Origin of the sequence: Paenibacillus macerans, assembly GCF_900454495.1 — a bacterium.
Lineage (GTDB): Bacteria > Bacillota > Bacilli > Paenibacillales > Paenibacillaceae > Fontibacillus > Fontibacillus macerans.
In genome coordinates this window covers 48,478-66,156 of sequence record NZ_UGSI01000001.1, presented here as the reverse complement: position 1 = coordinate 66,156, position 17,679 = coordinate 48,478, and the positions used below count along the sequence as shown (strand labels likewise).

Below are 17,679 nucleotides of genomic sequence, written 5' to 3'. Positions count from 1 at the left end.
TATTTTAGATAAATATTTATTTGGAAAAAAGTCCGTGAACCCCGAATATCCCATTAACCTCACCTAAGAATACCAAAAAAAATAGGACCCGTCATCCTGCTTTCACGCGTCCTGACGGAATCCCACAAAATGGTTATTGCGCAAGCTTATAGCGGATATGCATCCGGCCGCCCCGCACCTTCAACTGCACTCCGCCCATCCGGTCGGTGCGGAAAATGCCGGTCCCCTGCGCTTCAAGCCGCTCCATGACCGCCGGATGCGGATGCCCGTAAGTGTTGGACGCGCCGACGGAGATCAGGACGGCCTCCGGCCGCCAGTACGCCAGCCACTCGGCCGAGGTCGACGTTTTACTGCCGTGATGAGCCACCTTCATGACGTCGACGGGATGTCCGTTTTCTCCCCCGACCACCTGCTTATCTGCCCCGGACATTTCCTTTTCCGACCCGACCGTTTCCTTATCTGCTGCGGCCATTTCCAGCACTTCCCGCTCCGCCGCTTCATCCATATCCCCGGTGAACAAAAACCGGGCCCCGCTCATTTGGAGCAGGAACACGATCGAGCGGTGATTTTGCTTCTCTTCGAACGGAATCGCTTCCGCTTCAGTACCGGCGGCTACCGCTTGGGGATATAGAACGTCAAGTTTCGTCTCGGCATCCGGCTTCATAGTCATGCCGCGGGCCGCCGAATAGACCGGTATGTTCCGATCCAATGCAGTCTCCATCAGCTTCTTCATGGTGGCGGATTCGGCCAGACTTCCGTTGATCACCAGCGCCTCCACCGGGAATTGCTCAAGCACGGCTTGCAGGCCGCCGATGTGGTCCTGATCGCCATGGGTTAAAATCACGGCGTCCAGGCGGTGGATCCCCCGTTTTTTTAGCAGCGGAACAACCGTTTTCGCTCCGACTTCAAACGCCTCCTTCCTGTCCCGCCAGCTATCGGATGCCTTGCGGAACGAGACGGTGCCGCCGCCGTCCACGAGAATATGAACGCCGGACGGAGCCGTAATGAGCGCACAATCCCCCTGTCCCACATCGATAAATTCGATGTGCCCGACGCCTTTGGCATATGCCGTCCGGTACCCGGACACGATCAGCAGCGCGAGGCCGGCCGCTATTGCAATACGCAGAATTTCCCTGCGCCGGTTGGCGTCACGCGGCCATATCCTTAAGGCAATGGATATGAAGGAGTCCCGGAACGGCCGGAATGGCAGGGGCGTTTGGGATGTTAGGGGCGACCGGGACGATCGGAACAATGGGAACTCCCGCGGCGATTGTCCGCCCAACTGCCGGTGTACTCCGGCAAATGCCGCCAAATAGCGCCTCGTCTTATCCGAGGCCGCTATTTCGGCCGGAGGCGAAAGCGGCACCGTCTCATCGTCCAAGACGCCGGCCGCCGTTAAATGCCGCTTTTCCCGCCGCGAACTCCAATAAAGCAGCAAAAACACGGCCCCGTAATATCCGGCGATCCACAGTAACGAGGGGGATTTCCAGTAGGTCATAAAGCCGCTTCGTTCACCAAGCCAGCCTGTGGCCCAAAACGTAGCCGTATTCAGCAGCCTTACCGGAACCGCCGCCCAGACGCCAAGCCGGTACGCGAAAAAGCTGAGCAGAAGCGCTGCCGTCCCCATAGGCAGCGCCAGCGCACCAATGACGGGGACTATCAGCAAATTTGCCGCCAGCGAGAGCAGGGAAAACTGGTTAAAATAGAAGATCGTTAAAGGAAACGAGACGATTTCCGCCGCCAGCGTAATGGCTACGGTCCCCCGGATTTTGGGCGGAAGCCAGGCGAAATAAGGCGAGATCAGCGGGACGAAAACGATCAGCCCGGCCGTGACCGCAAACGAAAGCTGGAAGCTGACGTTCAGCAAAAAATAGGGGTCCCAAAGCAGCATCATAAGCGCCGCGGCCGACAGCACATTAATGCTGTCCTTGAGCTTTCCCCGCCTCAGCAAATAGATGCCCAGCGTCGTCATGATCCCGGAGCGGATCACGGACGGCGAAAAACCGGTAATCAGCACATATGCCGGGACAAACAACAACATGACGATCAGCGCGGTCTCCCGGCTGACCCGGCATAAACGCAGCAGCCAAAAAACGATCGCCACATTGATCGCCACATGGCTGCCCGAAATCGCCAAAATATGCGTCAGGCCAAGCTGGGTAAACTCCGCGTATTTCTCCGGATCAAGCTCGTCCTGAAGCCCGATCAGCAGGCCTTTCATGTAGCCGGCCTGCCATCCCGGAAACAGCCGCTCGATCTGCGCGCCCAAATAAGCGCGCAAAGCATCGACCTCCCCGAGCAATGCGGCGGCGCTCCATTTGCCGGGCAGTACGTTCAACGCGGACGCCCCGGTCGCCTTGACCAGCCAATGAATGCGCTGGTTGTGCAAATAGCGGCGGTAGTCGAAGCCTTCAAAGTTGCGGGCCGGCTCCGGCCGTTTCAGGCTGCCCGTCAACGCGATATGCTGTCCACGCCGCCAGGAGGCGGCCTTGCTTAACTCCTCCTCCGCCGCCAAACGCAGCTGTACCGCGACCTTCTCTCCGCCGGGGATATCCCCTCCCTCCAGCGGTCCCTTCAAGGCGCCATCGGAATGGCCGATCCGGCTCAACCGCAGCGTAAAGTCGGCCCGGTCGCCATCGACCTCCACCGGCGACACGATCGTCCCCTCCATGCGTACGGCAAGCCCGTCCAGAGGGTCCTGGACGGCGGACCGCTCAGCGGTTGGACCGGCTGATGACCCCCGTTCACCGGACTGCTCAGCGGTTAGGCCGGCTGATGCGCCCCGTTCGCTGGACTGCTCAGCGGTTAGACCATCAACCGTCTCCCCCCCGCCAGACAAAGCATATTCAATCCGGCTGATATTTCTGGCTTCGTAGTACTGCCAATAGACGGCCCCAAGAGAAAATGCCAGCCACAATACCGCAAGCCTCCGCAAGGGCCAACGCCCGATCGCCAATAACACCGGGCAAACCAGCGTAATTCCGGCCCACATCAGCCAAAACCGGCTGCCGCCGAGCAAAATAGTCAAACCGCTGCCGGCGATCCAGCAGCAGGCGATAGCGGTCAAAGGTCTACGGAACATTACAAGTCCTCCTTCCTTTCGGGATCGCTGCCATATCAGACACATGTCCGCCACCGTTTAAGAGTGCTTCCTCCAACAAGAAACCCGCGGCCTGCGCGCAGGCCAACGTCCGCCTGTATTACAGGGAATAAGCGGGCCGAGAAGCCAGGCCAATCCGAGGCTGCACAAATCCAGGGCGATGCCGAATCTATGTAAATACCGTTTTCAGTAGGCGCCAGTCAGTAGTACCAAATCCAGTAGCTGGCAATTCCAGTAGGTGGCGATTCCAGTAAGTGCCGATTCCGCGAAATGCATAAATGCAGTTCGTTTTGACTCAAAAACCCCGTTTCCGGCCCGTCAAATGCAAAATTTCAGTTCATTTCCAGTCAAAAGACACTGGCGTTGCATTAACTTTTGCTCAAAGTTTCTTTACAAGCGTTGGCTTTCGAATCGATACTGTCCGCCCGCAGGAAATCTAACGGTTGCAGCAGCGGCTATTTGCCGAAAAAAGACCTTTTCCAAATTCTAACGGTTGCGAACGTCGTTATTTGCCTGAATCCAAGCAAAAATTACCGATTTTCAGCGAAATAAGCTCCATGGCAACCGTTACAATTTGAAATCAACGGTACTGGAACAAATAGCGCTTGTGGCAACCGTTAGAATATTGGTGTGCCCAGAAAATGTATCTTGCCAGATGTAAATCCAACGCTAGTGGTCAAAAGACCCCTTTTTTATCGGATAGCCCCAAAATAGATGCATAGTTTTTTGCATTTCAATCGGTCAATTCCAGTCATATATGGTACATCAAATGCACTTTTACACTTGAGCCCTTAACCCCGTCATCCTTTTAAAGGATCCAACGCGGGCAAGACAAGAATACTGCGAAAATAGACGCGCTTGGCGCCATAACTATGTTTCACCAGCACCTGACCGAACAGAACTCCATAAAACTCAAAAAAGCACCCCACCCGCCTTTGGGCGGATGAGGTGCTTCCTGCATCCTAACAAATCATCGCGTAATCCATATAAATCGTAGCATGATCCATATAATCTCATAATAAATCTAATTTCATATAAATCTTATATAATCTCATGTAATCTCATATAAACTCATATAAACTCAAAATCTCCGCATATATCCGTACAAATCATCGTATGTTCGATCAAGTTTGCCGCCGATGGCCGGTTATTCCTCAACGCGGACAACCGTTTCCGGCGGCGGCTGGTACGATTCCAAACGGCGGAACCGGATGCCTTTCTGCTTCATCATCGCCGTCACCTTGCCCGAATCTTTGGGGTAAGGCCGATGAAACACGATTTCCGTAATGCCGCTGTTGGCCAGCATGTTGGCGCAAGTCCAGCAAGGTTCGTCCGTAACGTAGACGCTGGAGCCTTCCCGGTCGATGCGGTCGGTGAACAGCAGCAGGTTTTGCTCGGCGTGGATCGTGCGCACGCAGCGCTGCTTCTTCACCATTTTTTCTTCTCCGTTTTCGATGACGACCTCGTATTCCTCCGCGATCATGCAGCCGGCTTCCGAGCAGTCGGGAACGCCCGAAGGAGCTCCGTTGTAGGCCGTTCCAAGCAGCTTTTTGCCCTGGACGAGAACGGCTCCGACATGCCGGCGGCTGCAGCGCGACCGCGTTGACACCATATAGGCGATATCCATGAAATACGTATCCCAGTCTTTGCGTTGATCCGGATTCATCCCTTTGGCTCTCCTGTTCCTACAGTCTGATATATGGCTTCATTTTTTCCAGCATTTTGTTTCCGACCCCTTTCACCTTCGTCAAATCGCTTAGGGAAACAAAAGGGCCGTGCGCGGTTCGGTAGTCGATGATCGCCTGCGCTTTTTTCTCGCCGATGCCGGGAATGTCCTGCAGCTCGGTAAGCCCCGCCTGATTGATGCTGATCAGGCTGGTGTCCGCCTGCTGCGGCGGCGCAGCGGACGAAGCCGGACTGCCGGCCGCAGAAGCGGTGGCGTTTCCGGCAGGCGGCTCGCCTGCCTCGGGGTTACCGGCAGCCGGGCTGCCAACCGCCGGCTCGCCTAAGGCCGCGCCCGCTGGCGGGGCCGCTGCTGAACCCGGCGCCGCAGCACCGCCTGCAGCGGCTCCGCCTCCAGCCGATCCGCCTGCCGCCGCTCCACCCGCGGCCGTCCCGGCCGCACCGCCTGCCGCTGCACGGCCGCCGGCAGTCTCCATGCCCTGCGCCGCTCGGCGCTGATCCGCCTTGCCGGCGTCCCCGGTATGGGCAGCGGCACTTGCGCCCGCCCCGGCCGCAGCGCTTCCGCCTCCGGCAGGCGCTTGCTCCGCCTGCAGCGCCGAAGCCACCTCGGCGTTGAGCGGAACCCAGCCTTCAATTCCGGCCGGTTTGCTTCCGCCAACCGCAAGCAGCATCAGGCCGGCGCCAATAACTGCGGAAACGACCGACGTCAGCACATACTCTTTTCTCATACCCTGCCACTCCAATCTTAAAAGAATCTGCCCGGTAAGGTCATGAAGATCCAATCAAGATGCATACATATTTAAACAGGTGAAGTAGAAACGTTCGGTCTGCCCGGTAAATAACCGCAGGCAAAGGGCCGCACGTTTCTAACGTGAAAATCGAGTTCGCTGTGAAGCATGATCCATGATGGCAACGAAAAGTGCGTCACGCACGGAAAGGGGAACCCGGATGAAAGTCGCCTTCATCGGAACCGGATCCATGGGAAGCTTGCTGATTGAAGCTTTCTCGCGTTCCGGAGCGCTGCTCCCGCATCACATCTGTGCCAGCAACCGTTCTCCCCTCAAAACGAAACGGCTGGCCCAACGTTATCCCGGACTAAAAATATACGGAAGCAACGCGGAAGCCGCACGGGACAGCAAAATTATCTTCCTGTGCATCAAACCCCTGGATTACCCTGAGGTTATCGCGGAAATCCGGGATGTGCTCGACGATAAACAGATCGTCGTATCAATTACGAGCCCGGTGCAAATCGAAACTCTGGAGCAGGCCCTCCCGGCCAAAATCGCCAAAATTATTCCCAGCATTACCCACTCCGTACACAGCGGAGCTTCGCTCTGCATGTACGGAAAGCGGATCCGGCCCGAGGACCGGCTCCTGTTGGAGCAGCTGATTTCCTCGGTCAGCACGCCGTTTACGCTAAAAGAAACCGAGACCCGCATCGCTTCCGACATCGCCAGCTGCGGCCCCGCATTCGTCGCCTACATGCTGAAGCTGTGGGCGGAAGCCGCCGGAGAGCTAACCGGACTGACGCAGGCCGACGCGATCACGCTCGGCTCCGAAATGCTGCTCGGAACGGGCAAGCTGTTGACCGAAGGCGGACTAACCGCGGAGGAGCTTATCGAGCGCGTCGCCGTCCCCGGCGGCGTTACCGCCGAGGGATTGACCGTGCTGGAAGCCGGCCTTCGCGGCCTGTTCGTGCAGTTGATCGAAGCGACGCACCGCAAGTACGATGAAGATCTCGGCAAACTGCATGCGCTGTTTAATCCTCCTGAACCCGGCGGGGAAACGGCGGCAGAAGAGGAAGGAGATTCCTCCCCTTCCTCCCATCAGGCGGACGGCGGCGCCCTATCCAAGGCGGAACCGCCGGACGGTTCGGGAGCCGCTACCCTGCCTTAATGCCGGTGACCCGCAAATAGACTGCCGCAATAGACTGCCGCCAAAGCAGCAGCTTCCGGCAGGCCTTTAACCGACGACAATGTTGACCAATTTGCCCGGAACGGCGATCACCTTGCGGATCGTCTTGCCAGCCACAGCCTGCTGCACGTTCGGCAGGCTTAAGCTGTGTTCCTGCATGGCCGCCTGATCCAGCTCTTTGGAAATTTTCGTGCGGTCTACGATTTTGCCGTTCACCTGCACGACGATTTCCACTTCCGCTTCGACCGTCCAAGCCTCGTCATAGGCCGGCCACGGCTCGTACGTGATCGTTTCGGCATGCCCGAGGCGCTCCCACAGTTCTTCGGCCAAATGCGGCGCCAAGGGGGACAATAGCTGCACGAAGTTTTCAGCCGCAGCCTTCGGAACGGCATCCGTTTTATAAGCGTCGTTGACGAAAATCATCAGTTGGCTGATCGCCGTATTAAAGCGCAGGTTTTCTAAATCTTCGGTTACCTTTTTGATCGTTTTGTGCCAGGTCCGTTTGAAGTCGTCGCTGCCGCCGTCCGCGGTGATTTTCGGGTTCAGGCTGCCGTCCTCGGCGACGAAGAGGCGCCAGACCCGCGACAGGAAGCGGTGAATGCCTTCCACGCCGTTCATGTTCCACGGCTTGGTCGCTTCCAGCGGACCCATGAACATTTCGTACACGCGCAGCGTATCCGCACCGTATTCACCCACGATTTCGTCCGGATTGATCACGTTGCCGCGGGATTTGCTCATTTTCTCGTTGTTGGTGCCCAGGATCATCCCTTGGTTCACAAGCTTATGGAACGGCTCCTTCGTGGTCACCACGCCGAGATCGTACAGCACCTTGTGCCAGAAGCGGGCGTACAGCAGGTGAAGCACCGCGTGCTCGGCGCCGCCGATATACAGATCGACCGGCAGCCACTCCCGCTGCTTCTCTTTGGAGCACAGCTCCTTGTCGTTATGCGGATCGATGTACCGCAGATAATACCAGCAGCTGCCCGCCCACTGCGGCATCGTGTTCGTCTCGCGCCGCGCCGGCAGGCCGGTCTCCGGATCGGTCGTATTGACCCATTCCGTAACGTTCGCGAGCGGCGATTCCCCGGTGCCCGACGGCTTGATGGCGTCGACGTCCGGCAATACCAGCGGCAGCTGATCCTCCGGCACCGGCTTCATCGTGCCGTCTTCGAGATGGAGGATCGGGATCGGCTCGCCCCAATAACGCTGGCGGCTGAACAGCCAGTCGCGCAGGCGGTACGTCACCTTGCCGCGCCCTTTGCCGTTTTCCTCCAGCCAGGAGATCATTTTCTTGATCGCTTCCGCGTTGTTAAGCCCGTTCAGGAAACCGGAATTGACGTGCGGACCGTCGCCCGCATACGCTTCTTTCGCCAGATCGCCGCCTTCGACCACTTCGCGGATCGGCAGCTCAAAACGCTTGGCGAACTCGTAGTCCCGCTCGTCATGCCCCGGCACGGCCATGATGGCCCCGGTGCCGTAGCCGGCGAGCACGTAATCGGCGATCCAGATCGGCAGCTTGGCGCCGTTCACCGGATTGATCGCGTAAGCGCCGGTAAATACGCCGTTTTTTTCCTTCGCCAGATCGGTCCGCTCCAGGTCGCTTTTGCGCGCGGCTTGATCTTGATAGGCCTCGACGGCTTCGCGCTGGGCGTCCGTCGTGATCGTTTTGACCAATTCATGCTCCGGTGCAAGCACCGCGTAGCTGGCCCCGAACAAGGTGTCCGGGCGCGTCGTAAACACGGTCAGCGCCGCGTCATGGCCGTCGATCGCAAAAACGACTTCGGCCCCTTCGGATTTGCCGATCCAATTGCGCTGCATATCCTTGATGCTTTCCGACCAGTCGAGCTCTTCCAGGTCTTCCAGCAGCCGTTCCGCATACTCGGTGATTTTCAGCACCCATTGGCGCATCGGCTTGCGAATGACCGGATGGCCGCCGCGTTCGCTCTTGCCGTCGATCACCTCTTCGTTGGCCAGCACCGTTCCCAGCGCAGGGCACCAGTTTACCGGCACCTCGGCCACATAAGCGAGACCTTTCTTATAAAGCTGGATAAAAATCCACTGGGTCCATTTGTAATATTCCGGATCGGTCGTGCTGATTTCGCGGTCCCAATCGTATGAGAAGCCCAGCGATTTGATTTGGCGCCGGAAATTGTTGATGTTCTTGACCGTAATATCGCGGGGATGCTCGCCCGTATCGAGCGCGTGCTGCTCGGCCGGCAGGCCGAAAGCGTCCCACCCCATCGGATGCAGCACATTGTAGCCGCGCATCCGTTTATAACGGGAGACGATATCCGTCGCCGTATAACCTTCCGGGTGGCCTACATGAAGGCCCGCTCCCGAAGGATAAGGGAACATGTCGAGCGCGTAAAACTTCGGTTTGCCCGCCTCTTCCCGTGTTTTGAACGTATGATGCTCATCCCAGTAAGCCTGCCATTTCGGTTCGATGTCCTGAGCCCGGTAAACGGCATGAGGCGCATTATTGTCCGCCATAATCGAAAATCCTCCTTGAACAACCATTTTGAACAAATATTTTAGTGAGGGTTCAAAAAGTCAGGTTTTCAAAAGATGACTTTTTGAACTGCCTTTTAAAATTAAAAAACCTCCCGCCCCGTAGCGTATCATCGCTAGGGACGAGAGGAAATTCCCGTGGTACCACCCTAGTTAGCTTCGGACATGCTTTGTCCTCGGCTCACTTTGCACCCTTAACGCGGGCGAGACGGCGATGTTCATGCGGCCGGCAAGGAAGCCGTCAGCGAATCCGCCGCTACCGCAATTGCACCGCACTCCGAGGCGAGTTCATTCCGCGGCCAACCGGCTTGCACCTTCCGCCGGCTCTCTGCATGGTCTGTCCGAAAATACTGATTCCTCATCACTGCTTTGCAATATCCAGCTTTGAAATTGATTATAGATTATTATATCCAATCCATCTCCCCAAAGTCAACGGCAGTCTTCGTTTAAACCCGGCTCCAGAAACGCCGCCGGATCACGCCGGGATCAGCTTTTGTTGACCCGGGTCAGCAGAACTTCCATGTCCTCTTCCCGAAGACCGCCCTTGCTTAGCGAGACAAGCGCGCGCAGCGGCAGAAAATGAAGATCGGCCGCGGCGATATCAGCCGGTTTGTCCTCCGGAAATATCCCGCTGTTCAGCTTGAATTGCTCGATCAGCGCCAGCGTCAGCGGGTCGGGAGCGGCTTTTGCCAACAGATCGCCCAACGTCGAGTTGCGCGTAAACGAGGGCTTCAGCTTGACGGCGCTCTCTACATAAACCGCTTCGGCCGCGGCGATATCCCGGGACGAACGCCCGATCAAAATATCGAAAAAGCCGCTCTCCACATGCCAGCCGCCCAGCTCCACATCGTAATATGCAAACGCTCTTTTATTCAGCTCAAAAATTACCGTCTTCTCTTCGCCGGGCTGAAGCTCGAGCTTTTCAAAGCCTTTAAGCTCCTTCGGCGGACGGGCCACGGACGCCTCCCGGTCGCTTACGTACAGCTGCACGATTTCCTTGCCCGCCACCTCTCCGGCGTTTTTGATCCGCACGCTCACCGTCAACGTCTCATGCTCCCGGATTCTGGAGCTGCTGAGCGTTAAACCGGAGTATTCGAACCGGGTGTAGCTCAGGCCGTGTCCAAACGGAAACAGCGGTTCGAGCGCTTTGGCGTCATAGTAGCGGTAGCCGACGAACACCCCTTCCTTATATTCGGCGCGGTCCTTTTCCCCCGGGAAAAACAGGTAGGACGGGTTATGCTCGAGCGCCGCCGGAAAGGTTTCGGCCAGCTTGCCGCTTGGATTGGCGTCGCCGAACAGCAGATCGGCCACCGCCCCTCCGGCCGCCTGTCCGCCCAAATAAGCCTCCAGCACGGCCCGGGTTTGGCCGATCCAGGGCATCTCCACCGGCGAACCGTTGCTCAGCACCACGACCAGATTGCTCTGGACCTTGGCCACCTCTTCGATCAGGCGAAGGTGATTGCCCGGCAAACGCAGATGGCTGCGGTCATATCCTTCCGTTTCGTAGCGATCCGGCAAACCGGCAAAAATAACGGCGACCTCCGCCTTGGCGGCGGCTTCCGCAGCTTCCGCCAGCAAAGCGGCATCAATCTCATCATCGTCCGGACGATATCCTTGCGCATAGGTGATCTGTGCCGGATCTTTGACTTTACGTCCGATTTCCTCATAAGCGATATCCAGTCTGGTCGGCACGATATGCGAACTGCCGCCGCCTTGAAATCTCGGCCGCCGCGCGAAGCCGCCGATGACGGCGATGCTCGCTTCCTTGGAGAGCGGCAGGATGCCCTGCTCGTTTCTGAGCAGCACCATGCTTTCGGCGGCTACTTTTCTGGCCAGATCATGGTGCCCGCCGGGATCAAACGAGGCTTGCTCCCGTTTTGCCGCATGGCCTTTAAAGGCCAGCTCCAGCAGTACTTTGACCGCTCTGTCCAGCTGCTCTTCAGGGAGCTCCCCGCTTTGCACGGCTTGAACGATCTTGGCGTCGCCTTCTCCGAGGTTAAACGGCATTTCCAGATCGAGCCCGGCCAGCAGGCCGTCCACCCGCTCGTTTACCGCGCCCCAGTCGGAGATCACAGCGCCTTCATAGCCCCATTCCTCGCGCAAAATATCGGTCAAGAGCCGCTTGTTCTCGGCGCAGTATTCCCCGTTCACCCGGTTGTAGGCGGTCATCACCGTCCATGGGCGGGCCTTTTTCACCGCACCCTCAAAGCTGGCCAGATAAATCTCCCGCAGCGTCCGTTCATCGGCAACGGCGTCCACCGTCATCTTGCGGTATTCCTGGTTATTCAGCGCAAAATGCTTGAGCGAAGTTCCGACTCCCTGACTTTGTACCCCTTCAATATGGCTGGCCGCCATTTCCGACGATAAATAAGGGTCCTCCGAGAAATACTCGAAGTTTCTGCCGCAAAGCGGACTGCGCTTGATGTTTGCGCCCGGCCCAAGCAGCACCGATACGCCTTCGGCCTGGCATTCCTTGCCGAGCGCTTCCCCCATTTGCCGGATCAAGGTCCGGTTCCAGGTGCAGGCCAGCCCGGCGGCGGAGGGAAAACAGGTGGCCGGCAAACTCTGCCCAGCGGCCAAATAATCCGCATTTTCCGCTTCCTTGCGCAGGCCATGGGGCCCGTCCGCCATGCGGATCGAGGGAATCCCCAACCGGCTTATTTCCTTCAGGCGCCAAAAATCCTGACCTGAGCAAAGGCTTGCTTTTTCCTCCAACGTCAGTTGCGTGAGAATCCGTTCTATCGACTGTTCCATCATTTTCTCCGCCATCTGAAAACCAGCGCCTCATACGGTCTTAACGTGTTTTGATCCCGGTCCTCGTAATTGGACAGGACCCGTTCGCCGTCCAACGGGATTTCCGTAAGCTGCTGCAGAGAGACGGACCGCCCGGTAAAATTGCACAATACGACCCAGCGTTCGCCGTTATAGGTACGCTGATAGGCCCCGACCTCCTTGGATTCCTTGCAAAGGTCGTCATAGTATCCGTAAACCAAACTCCGGTGCTCCCGCCGCAGCGCGATGAGACGACGGTAAAACTGCAGCACCGAATCCTCGTTTTTCATATTCTCCGCGACATTGATCTCTCTATAATTGGGGTTCACTTTGATCCAAGGCGTTCCGGAGGTAAAGCCGGCCTCCCGCTCACCGTTCCACTGCATCGGGGTTCTCCCGTGATCGCGACTGCGTTTGCCGAGGTAGCCCAAAATCTCCTCCGCCGGCCGCCCTTTAGCCGTCTCATCCCGGAACAGGTTGAGGCTGCCGATGTCGCGGTATTCATGAATGGAGTCAAAAGGACAGTTGGTCATGCCGATCTCCTGCCCCTGATAAATGAAAGGCGTTCCCCGCATCAAAAAATAATACGCCGCAAGCATTTTGGCGGATAAATCACGATAGGGTCCGTCATTGCCGAATTTGGATACCGAGCGGACATGGTCGTGGTTCTCCAGGAACAACCCCATCCAGCCATGCCGGTTGGATTCCTGCTGCCATAACGACAGGGCGTCCTTGAATTTTTTCATGTCCCAATCGACGAACTCCGCTTTGCCGCCGGGCTTGATGTCCAAATCCACATGGTTAAATTGGAACAGCATCGTAAACACGCCGTCCGTTTCATCCACAAAATCGCCGATTTGTTCAAGCGGCACCCCCGGAGCCTCGGCGACCGTGATCGCCCCTCTCGGCTCCAGCGCTTCCCGCTTCATCTCGCGCAGAAAATCAAGGATGCCTTCCTGATTCAAGCTGACTTTTTCAATGGGCGCAAAATCTCGTCCGGGTTCGGCTTCAAGCTGGGGAAATTGGGGGTTTTTCTTAATGTAGGTAATCGCGTCGACGCGGAACCCGGCAATCCCTTTATCCATCCACCAGTCGATCATCGCGTAGAGTTCCCGTCTCACTTCGGGGTTCTCCCAATTCAAATCCGGCTGCTTGGGAGAGAAGCAGTGCAGGAAATATTCGCCGCTTTGCTCGTCGTACTCCCAGGCTGAACCGCCGAATCCGCATTCCCAGTTGGTCGGCTCCTTGCCGTCCTTGCCCGGCCGCCAAATGTACCAATCCCGCTTAGGGCTGTCCTTTGCGGAACGCGATTCGATAAACCAGGCATGCTCGTCCGACGTATGGTTGGCGACCAGGTCCATCAACAGCCGAATGCCCCGCTTTCCGGCCTCCGCAATCAGCTCGTCCATATCTTCCATCGTTCCGTATTCGTCCAAAATGCCGTGATAATCGCGGATATCGTATCCGTTATCGTCGTTTGGCGAATCGTATACCGGGGAAAGCCACAGCAAATCGATGCCAAGATATTGCAAATAATCGAGACGTTCGATAATGCCCCGCAAATCTCCGATCCCGTCGCCGTTCGAGTCTTGGAAGCTGCGCGGGTAAATCTGGTAAGCGATGCTCTCCTTCCACCACTTCTGTTTCTGTTCTTTCCGATCGTTCATGGTAGTCCTCCCACTTTATTTCCGGCTCTCTTTATAACAAGCGGGGGATAAGCCAAACGGCTTATCCCTCGGATTCTTTTTCTAATCAGAAAAAAATATGAAAACGTTACCTTATTTGGCCTTTTTCCAGTACTCCTCATACTCCTTGGCAACGCCCGCACGATCGATATTGCCGGTCAAATATTTCTGCAGCGTCGCTCCCATGGTCGGATACCCGTCCGGCGGGAAGTACAGGTTCATCCATTCCAGCGTCTGCTGCTTGTCCATGTAAAACAATAGCGACTGCGACAAGCTGTCTTCCGGCATGATCTTAAAGTTGTTGAACGCAGGGATCGCGCTGAATTGATTGACATAGTAATCCTGGCCTTGCTCGCTGCTGACCATCCAGTTCAAGAAATCTTTGGCGGCAGCCTGTTCTTCCGGAGTGGACTGTTCTTTGTCGATACTCCAATACAACGAGACGCTGGCCGAAATTTGGCTGTTGCCGTAATCATCGGCGTTGTTGCTTACAGGGACCGGCAGAAAGCCGTATTCACCATCCGGGTCCGCTTCTTTAAGCTGCGGATAGGCCCAGTTGCCCATGAACCACATCGCCGCTTCCCCGTCGGCCAACTGCAAAGGCGCTTCGTCATATTGCGCGGACAGCGGGGCGTCCTTGGCCTTGTTGTACTGTTTCATCAAATCGAGAGTATCCATCCAGCCGTTGAACACCGCGTTGTTGGCAAGATCGACGTTCCCGCTCTTCATGTCCGCAAGGAATTTGTGGCGCGTTTCGCGGTCCGGCGATTGGTCGGTAAACAGAATATTGGAAAAATGAGCCCCCAGCGACCAATCGAGCGGAGTTACGGTGATCGGCGTAACGCCGGCGGCCTCGATTTTTTCAAAGAGCGCTTTCAAGTCGTTGATGGTTCGCACGCTCGACGGATCGAAGCTGCCGCCAGCCACTTTATCCAAAACAGCTTTATTGTAAATAAAACCGAAAGCTTCTACGGACATGGGCATCCCCAAAACCTTGCCGTCGTATGTAGCGTAATCCAGCGTGCCCGGCGAAGCGTTCTTGACCCACTCCTGATCGGACAGATCAAGCAGCTTGCCTTGCATCAGCTCCAACTCCTGACCGATGCTCATCACGGTAGGAGCATTGTTCGACGCATACAGCGTGGTCATTCTTTCATAACCGTTCGCCCCGGACAGAGGAATAATCGATACTTTCACTTTGTCCTGCGAACTGTTGTAATCGCTTACCATCGATTCAAACGGCTTGGCGATTTCTTCCTTGCCGACCAAAACGGAAATTTCAACCGTCTTGCCTGAAGCCTCATTCTCCTTAGCGCCATCGTTGCTGCTCTTGCCCCCGCCTCCGCATGCCGACAGCGCTGTCATAATGAGCGCCAAAGCGATGGAAAGCGACATCCATTTCTTCATTTTGTTTCCCCCAGTCTTCGTTTTTTGGAATAAATGAAATGTGTGAGCTCAATCTTTATTATAAATGCAATCGTTTTTATGTCAAACGTTTTCATATGAAAATAGTTGTACTAAATCCAGATTTGAGAACAATGACTGGGCAAATAACCCGCGAAAATATAGTAACGTTAACATATTTGCGGCGCATTGGGGATAGCAAAAATATGGCGTTAAGACATTTAAAAAAAGTGCCGGTATGTCGGGGATAGAACCGCCTGGGTAAATTACTCCGCCGAGTGCTTTTTTCTCGCAAACCGATCTTGAAAAAATTTTTTTAAAACTCTCTTTACAAATCATATTAAGACGAGTAAAATTACATATTGTGATCACTCCGCTAACGAGACGTGGCTCAGCTTGGTAGAGCGCTTGCTTCGGGAGCAAGAGGTCGCAGGTTCAAATCCTGTCGTCTCGATCGAAAAGACCCTTGTATAACAAGGGTCTTTTATTTTTGACTCTTGGGGTAGCCATAAATGACTATCCAAATGGTGCCTTTTGTACGGTCATTCTGCAATCTGAAGCAGATATTTGCCATAGTCGATTTTGGTTAAGGGTTTGGCCATTTCCATCAGCTCTTCTTTGGATATATATCCATTGCGGAAGGCAATCTCTTCAATGCAGGCTACATACAATCCTTGCCTTTTTTGAATAGCTTCAATAAAATTGCCGGCTTCCCTTAACGATTCAATCGTTCCCGTATCCAGCCAGGCCATACCTCTGCCAAGCAGTTCGACCTTCAGTTTTCCGTTTTTCATATACTCCTCGTTGATCGCGGTAATTTCAATCTCCCCTCTGGCAGAAGGCTTCAGCTTTTTCGCGATTTCGACGACATCCTGATCATAAAAATACAATCCCGGTACCGCATAATTGGATTTCGGTGTCTTGGGCTTCTCTTCGATGGAAATGGCGTTGCCTTCGCGGTCGAATTCAACCACTCCATAGGCTGTCGGGTCTTTTGTATAATAACCGAAAATCGTAGCCCCTTCTTGCCTTTGAACAACCTTTTTAAGGGTGGCGCCGAAGCTTTGCCCAAAGAAAATGTTGTCTCCCAAAATCAAACAAACAGAATCGCGGCCTATAAACGCTTCGCCGACAATAAAGGCATCCGCAAGTCCGCGCGGCTGTGCTTGAACCGCATATTGCAGAGAAAGACCGAGTTTAGAGCCATCTCCCAAAAGGTCTTGGAATAGACGGGTGTCCCTTGGTGTGGAAATGATTAATATCTCCCTGATCCCCGCCATCATGAGGGTGGATAAAGGGTAATAAATCATAGGTTTGTCATAAACCGGAAGCATTTGTTTTGACACCGCTTTGGTTAATGGATATAGACGAGTTCCCGATCCGCCCGCAAGTATAATACCTTTCATCTAAATCATTCCAATCCATTTTTCTTTTTTAATTTGAAAATTTCATCAACCGCTTTTTTATACCCGCCGGCTTCTTTAAATGAATGACTGATTTTCCTCATATTTTCTAGGTAGCTGGGATCCCCCAGAACCTTTTCGATGGAATGTGTTAACACCTCGGGATTAAGAGTTTGGCTATCAAGAGAAATCGCAGCACCCAATTCCTCCGCCCGTTTTGCCATGCCGTGCTGATCCGCGCCCATGGGAATCGCTACAAACGGCACCTGGTGATACATCAAATCGCTGATGGTGTTCATGCCGGCATGGGTAATGGCTGCATCCGCATACTTTAAGATTTCAGTCTGCGGGACATAATTTCTGACAATAAAGTTATCAGGAATGGAAAATGGCGATAAATCCACCTTGTACGCGGCCATGACAACAACTGCATCCCAACCGGCAAAACTTTTGAAAAACAGGTCATAAAGTGCGGGGTTATAATTCCCGAATACGGTACCTAGTGATATATAGATCACTTTCTTCCCTTCCAATCGATCAAAAGGGAAATCTAAATTTTCTTTTCGATCATATACGGGAGGGCCGATAAATTGAAAGCTATCGTCGAAAAATTCAAGGTCGGATTTCGATATGAAATATTTTGAGGTATAGACCAGATTCAAATCCCCTCGATTAAACATCAGATGCATCATACGATCCGGCATCTTGACGGAGTAGGTTTCTTCTATGGTTCGAGAGACCGCTTTATAGGTATCCAGCACTTCTTGAATCGGGGCGATTTGATCTTCATCCGACTCATGACTGTCATCAAGTATTTCCTTCAATCCGGCAAATACCGGAAAGGTCGAAACGGACGGGATCCGTAAAATCCCGGCGATCACCTCACCAAACGGAAAAGCTGTCGAATAGATCATGTAATCCAATTTCAAATCTGCTGTTTGATGAAAGATGTCTTCTATAATCGAACTGCTTGCTTTGATGACTCTGTGCAAAGAATCGAGCAGCCCCCCCATGTCATCCGTTCCGAACAGGTTCAAGTCTTCGTTAAAACGTTTGAATACCGCACCGGTTCGTTCGATTTTCTCTTTAAACTCATCGGAAGAAAAATAAATAACCTTCTCCCCTTGTCTTACCAGCTCGCTTACTAACCCTAATGAAGGATTAACATGTCCATGGGACGGGATACTTAAAAAAAGCACATTTGCCATAC

At 54.6% G+C, this 17,679-nt stretch carries 10 protein-coding genes and 1 tRNA gene; 2 read left to right on the top strand and 9 right to left on the bottom strand.

What is annotated here, in order from left to right; genetic code table 11:
* Positions 1-133 precede the first annotated feature (133 nt).
* The 3 genes from DYE26_RS00265 to DYE26_RS00255 form a co-directional block, all read right to left on the bottom strand.
* Complete coding sequence (locus DYE26_RS00265) at positions 134-3,082, bottom strand: ComEC/Rec2 family competence protein (protein WP_051985362.1); 2,949 nt, start codon at positions 3,080-3,082, stop codon at positions 134-136.
* Positions 3,083-4,247: 1,165 nt separating this feature from the next.
* Positions 4,248-4,766 carry a deoxycytidylate deaminase gene (locus DYE26_RS00260; RefSeq protein ID WP_036621217.1) on the bottom strand — a complete coding sequence of 173 codons (519 nt, stop codon included), beginning with the start codon at positions 4,764-4,766 and terminating at the stop codon, positions 4,248-4,250.
* Positions 4,767-4,785: 19 nt separating this feature from the next.
* Positions 4,786-5,511, bottom strand: a complete 726-nt coding sequence (locus DYE26_RS00255; protein WP_036621214.1) for a ComEA family DNA-binding protein — start codon at positions 5,509-5,511, stop codon at positions 4,786-4,788.
* 220 nt (positions 5,512-5,731) lie between these two features.
* Here DYE26_RS00255 and comER point away from each other — a divergent pair, with 220 nt between their 5' ends.
* The gene (comER, locus tag DYE26_RS00250; RefSeq protein ID WP_036621212.1) at positions 5,732-6,679 is read left to right on the top strand and encodes a late competence protein ComER; all 948 of its coding nucleotides are present in this window, start codon (positions 5,732-5,734) and stop codon (positions 6,677-6,679) included.
* A gap of 66 nt (positions 6,680-6,745) precedes the next feature.
* Here the strand turns inward: comER and leuS are convergent, their stop codons facing one another.
* The 4 genes from leuS to DYE26_RS00230 all read right to left on the bottom strand — a co-directional run bounded on the left by leuS (position 6,746) and on the right by DYE26_RS00230 (position 15,069).
* Positions 6,746-9,187: a leucine--tRNA ligase gene (gene leuS, locus DYE26_RS00245; protein ID WP_036621211.1), complete on the bottom strand. Its 2,442-nt coding sequence runs from the start codon at positions 9,185-9,187 to the stop codon at positions 6,746-6,748.
* Between the two features lie 504 nt (positions 9,188-9,691).
* Positions 9,692-11,959: a glycoside hydrolase family 3 C-terminal domain-containing protein gene (locus tag DYE26_RS00240; RefSeq protein WP_036627847.1), complete on the bottom strand. Its 2,268-nt coding sequence runs from the start codon at positions 11,957-11,959 to the stop codon at positions 9,692-9,694.
* Positions 11,959-13,644: an alpha-glucosidase gene (locus DYE26_RS00235; protein ID WP_036621209.1), complete on the bottom strand. Its 1,686-nt coding sequence runs from the start codon at positions 13,642-13,644 to the stop codon at positions 11,959-11,961. Before DYE26_RS00235 ends, DYE26_RS00240 begins: the two co-directional genes overlap by 1 nt.
* A gap of 111 nt (positions 13,645-13,755) precedes the next feature.
* Complete coding sequence (locus tag DYE26_RS00230) at positions 13,756-15,069, bottom strand: ABC transporter substrate-binding protein (RefSeq protein ID WP_036621208.1); 1,314 nt, start codon at positions 15,067-15,069, stop codon at positions 13,756-13,758.
* A 377-nt stretch (positions 15,070-15,446) separates the two neighbouring features.
* On the opposite strand from DYE26_RS00230, the gene DYE26_RS00225 reads away from it, so the two are divergent.
* Positions 15,447-15,520 (top strand) — tRNA-Pro (locus tag DYE26_RS00225).
* An 88-nt stretch (positions 15,521-15,608) separates the two neighbouring features.
* Here DYE26_RS00225 and rfbA read toward each other — a convergent pair.
* Together rfbA and DYE26_RS00215 are read right to left on the bottom strand one after the other, a co-directional pair.
* Positions 15,609-16,472 (bottom strand): glucose-1-phosphate thymidylyltransferase RfbA, encoded by an 864-nt coding sequence (gene rfbA / locus DYE26_RS00220; protein WP_036621207.1) that lies wholly within the window; start codon positions 16,470-16,472, stop codon positions 15,609-15,611.
* A 5-nt stretch (positions 16,473-16,477) separates the two neighbouring features.
* A complete protein-coding gene (locus tag DYE26_RS00215) occupies positions 16,478-17,677 on the bottom strand; it encodes a macrolide family glycosyltransferase (RefSeq protein WP_036621206.1) in 1,200 nt (399 codons plus the stop codon).
* Positions 17,678-17,679: the final 2 nt, after the last annotated feature.

Coding starts and splice junctions, on each gene's coding strand:
- DYE26_RS00265 (WP_051985362.1), bottom strand. CDS start 3,082: ATGTTCCGTAGACCTTTGACCGCTATCGCCTGCTGCTGGATCGCCGGC.
- DYE26_RS00260 (WP_036621217.1), bottom strand. CDS start 4,766: ATGAATCCGGATCAACGCAAAGACTGGGATACGTATTTCATGGATATC.
- DYE26_RS00255 (WP_036621214.1), bottom strand. CDS start 5,511: ATGAGAAAAGAGTATGTGCTGACGTCGGTCGTTTCCGCAGTTATTGGC.
- comER (WP_036621212.1), top strand. CDS start 5,732: ATGAAAGTCGCCTTCATCGGAACCGGATCCATGGGAAGCTTGCTGATT.
- leuS (WP_036621211.1), bottom strand. CDS start 9,187: ATGGCGGACAATAATGCGCCTCATGCCGTTTACCGGGCTCAGGACATC.
- DYE26_RS00240 (WP_036627847.1), bottom strand. CDS start 11,959: ATGGAACAGTCGATAGAACGGATTCTCACGCAACTGACGTTGGAGGAA.
- DYE26_RS00235 (WP_036621209.1), bottom strand. CDS start 13,644: ATGAACGATCGGAAAGAACAGAAACAGAAGTGGTGGAAGGAGAGCATC.
- DYE26_RS00230 (WP_036621208.1), bottom strand. CDS start 15,069: ATGAAGAAATGGATGTCGCTTTCCATCGCTTTGGCGCTCATTATGACA.
- rfbA (WP_036621207.1), bottom strand. CDS start 16,472: ATGAAAGGTATTATACTTGCGGGCGGATCGGGAACTCGTCTATATCCA.
- DYE26_RS00215 (WP_036621206.1), bottom strand. CDS start 17,677: ATGGCAAATGTGCTTTTTTTAAGTATCCCGTCCCATGGACATGTTAAT.